General features: G+C 71.7%; 2 protein-coding genes and 1 pseudogene. 1 reads left to right on the plus strand and 2 read right to left on the minus strand.

The annotated features are described in order from the left end of the window. Nucleotides 1-369 precede the first annotated feature (369 nt). Nucleotides 370-2,157 (minus strand): long-chain-acyl-CoA synthetase FadD6, encoded by a 1,788-nt coding sequence (gene fadD6, locus AC2VNT_RS08690; protein ID WP_486946471.1) that lies wholly within the window; start codon nt 2,155-2,157, stop codon nt 370-372. A 38-nt stretch (nt 2,158-2,195) separates the two neighbouring features. Then, nucleotides 2,196-2,762: an LOG family protein gene (locus tag AC2VNT_RS08695; protein ID WP_486946472.1), complete on the minus strand. Its 567-nt coding sequence runs from the start codon at nt 2,760-2,762 to the stop codon at nt 2,196-2,198. 49 nt (nt 2,763-2,811) lie between these two features. Here AC2VNT_RS08695 and AC2VNT_RS08700 point away from each other — a divergent pair. Continuing rightward, nucleotides 2,812-3,648, plus strand: a pseudogene (locus tag AC2VNT_RS08700) (AAA family ATPase); the annotation flags it as partial.

Raw genomic sequence — 3,648 nt, forward strand, 5'->3', positions numbered from 1 at the left:
ATAAGACACGATCGATCCCCCCCCCACCTCATCTGGTAAACTACGGGGCGGCCGCGACGCGGGTTGGGGCCGCCGCTTCACCCTGCCCTCTTGACAAACTTCCCCCCATATCAGATTCCTGAAGTCGTCTCACCGTACACCACACACTCCGCCCCAATCCCCGATGAGCACCCCACCACGGCCGCCGGATCGTGTGCATGGTCATGGATGAATCCGTGATCGCCATCCACTGTGACGATCGGCGGCCAGATGCGTTGGCCCAAACACGAATCGGCCCGTGCCGGAGTCCGGTCGTGGTCGCCCTCCCCCGGGCTCACGCCCGCGGTCGCTTACCGGCTCGGCCCACTCGGCCGCCGCCCTCCCCCGGGCTCACGCCCGCGGTCGCTTACCGGCCGCCACCTCCCCGGGATAGTCGGCGTAGTACGGCACATACCCGTCGGCGCGGCCGGCCAGCACGTACAGCGGGTCGGCGACGTCGTGGCCGTCGGCGCCGTACGCCTCGTCGCGCAGCTCGACCTTGCGGCTCTTGAACGTGGTGGTGTGCGCCAGCGACGGCACCACCCGCACGAAGAGCGGCACCGCGTACACCGGCAGCCGGTCGTAGACGGTGCGAGCCAATGTCGCGCCGTCGAACGTCGCGTCGTCGCGCAGCTTCACGGCGGCCATTCCGGCCCGCCCCCCGGTGTCGGGCACCTGCACGCCGTAGACGGCGCACTCCTCGACGGCGTCGTCGGCTGCCACCGCGGCCTCGACCTCGGTGGTGGCGACGTTCTCACCCTTCCACCGGAAGGTGTCACCGAGCCGGTCGACGAACCCGGCGTGCCGCAGGCCCTGCGGGCTCATCAGGTCACCGGTGTTGAACCAGCAGTCCCCGTCGCGGAACGCATTACGGACCAGCTTCTGCTCGGTGGCGCCGGCGTCGGTGTAGCCGTCGAACGGCGAGAGTCTGTTGACCCGGCTGAGCAACAGCCCGGGCTGTCCTTTCGGCACCTTGCGCACCCAGCCATCCGGACCGCGCAACGGCCGGCCGGTGTCCGGGTCGTACTCGACGTAGGCCAGCGGCATCGGATAGGCCCCCGCGCTGCGGGCCACGTTGAAGACGTTGAGAAAGGCGATATTGCCCTCGCTGGCGGCGTAGAACTCGCAGATCCGCTCGATGCCGAACCGCGTACGGAACTCGTCCCAGATCTCCGGCCGCAGCCCGTTGCCGCAGATCACCCGCACCTGGTGGGCCCGGTCGGTCGGCTTGGCCGGCTGGTTGAGCAGATACCGACAAACCTCGCCGATGTAGACGAAAGCGGTTGCGTCGTACGCGATCACGTCGTCCCAGAACCGCGACGCCGAGAACGAGCGGCCCAGCGCCAGCGTTGCGCCGGCGTTGAGCACCGACGACACCGCGACGGTCAGCGCGTTGTTGTGGTACAGCGGCAGGCAGCAGTACAGCGTGTCGCTGCCGCGCAGCCGCAGACCCAGGCCGCCGAACGCGGCCAGCGCGCGCAGCCACCGGTAGTGGGTCATCACGCTGGCCTTGGGGTATCCGGTGGTGCCGGAGGTGAATATGTAGAAGGCGGTGTCCTTGGCCAGCACCGCCGACACCGACGCCGGGTTGCCGGCCGGCGCGTCGGCGGCCAGCCGCTGCACCTCCTCGATCGTCACCGGCTGGATCGACGCGCCGCACTCGGCGACCTCGCCGACCAGGTCCGCCTCGGCGACCAGCAGCTTGGCGTCCAGCAGGCCGAGGCTGTGGGCCAGCACGTCGCCGCGCTGGTGGTAGTTGACCATGCCGGCGATCGCCCCACACTTGGCGACGGCCAGCATCATCAGCACGGCGTTCGGCGAGTTGCGCAGCATGATCCCGACGACGTCGCCGTGGCCGACGCCGCGGGCGGCCAGCACCGCCGCGTACCGGTTGACGGTCGCGTTGGCGTCGCGATAGGTCAACCGCTCGTCGCCGAACCGGATGAACACCCGGTCGCCGACGCGCGCCGCGCGGTCCTGGAATACCTTGCCGATCGAGGCCTTGGAGTTCGGCCGGGCCGCCAGCCCGGTCACCGCGCCGCGCAGGACGACCGGGGCGTCGGTCAGCAGCCCGGGCAGGCTGGCCGCGATGTCGGCCAGCCGGACCGAGGTGTGCTCCGTGGAGCTGGGGTCGGACACGGTTGATCTCCTGCTTGCTCAGGGGGCGACCGTCAAGCCTAATCCGGGCGATCGGCGCCCGACGCGCAGGCGGTCAGTGCGGCAGCCACATCGTCGACCACCACCAGCCGGTCCAGCGCGGCCTGCGGCACGTACCCGGTGCCGACCAGGCCACGCAGCCAGGTCCACAGCCCGTCGTAGTGGCCGAGCGGGTCGAGCACCACCACCGGCCGGTCGTGCATGCCCAGGTGCGCCGAGGTCCACACCTCGAACAGCTCCTCAAGGGTGCCGATGCCGCCGGGCAGGGCCAGGAACGCGTCGGCGTGGTCTTCCATGATCTGCTTTCGCTTCCGCATGGTGTCGGTGACGATCAGCTCGTCGGCGGCGACGTCGGCCAGCTCCCGGCGCACCAGGGCCCGCGGGATGACGCCGACGGTCCGGCCGCCGCGCAGCCGGGCTCCCGAAGCCAGGGCGCCCATCGCCGAGACGTTGCCGCCGCCCCAGACCAGCGTCCAGCCGCGCTCAGCGATGGCGATGCCCACCTGTCCGGCCAGCTCCAGCAGCTCCGGGTGGGTCGGCCCGGACGCGCAGTAGACGCACACCACCCACTCGCTCGGCCATCGCACAATCGAAAGGCTATCCGGCGCCTGCGCGCACACCGTAAAATCCGCCGGGATGCCGATGCGCTGGAACGTCCCGCAACACGCGGCCGCTCTGCAGCAGCTCGACGCCGCGCTGGGCAAGGGTGCTGGTGCGGTCGTGCTCGGCCCGGACGGCAGCGGCAAATCCACGCTGGCCCGGCTGGCCGCCGAACGCCGCGCCGCGGCCCACCCGGCGACCACCATCCGCTGGGTGATCGGCACCCCCGCCGAGCGGGTGGTCCCGTTCGGCGCATTCGGCCACCTGGTGCGGGTCGCCGACGTCGGCAAGCCCGCGGCTCTGCTGCGCGCCGCCCGGGCATCGCTGGCCGCCGACTGCGCCGAGGCCGATCTGCTGCTGGTCGTCGACGACGCCCAGCACCTGGACGTGTTGTCGGCGACGCTGGTCTACCAACTGGCCCGGGCCGGGGTGGCTCGGATGGTCGTCACCGCCCGCCCCGACGCCGCCCCGGAGGCCGGCGCGATCGCGGCGCTCTGGGGTGACGGCCTACTCCAGCGGATTGACATCGCAGCCGTCGAGCCGGCCGGCGGGACTGCCGCGGTGGATGCGTTTCTGGCCGAGCTGCCCACGCCGGCCCGGGCGGTGCTGGACTACCTGGCGGTTCAAGAACCGCTGTCGCTGGCCGACCTGACCAGCCTCGCCGACGCCGACGCGATCCGGCAGGCCGAACAGCTCGGTGCCGTCGAGGTCCGCACCCGCGGCGGGCGCGGCCCGGACCCGGTGGTCTACACCGCGCACCCGCTCTTCGGCGAGCGGGCGGGGTTCGCGCTCGGCGGCCCGAACGGCCACGGCGCCCGGCGGTTGCGCACCGAGGTGGTCGGGGTGCTCTCGGCACACCCGGCCGAAGACGTC

This window comes from Mycobacterium sp. TH-M15, assembly GCF_057473705.1.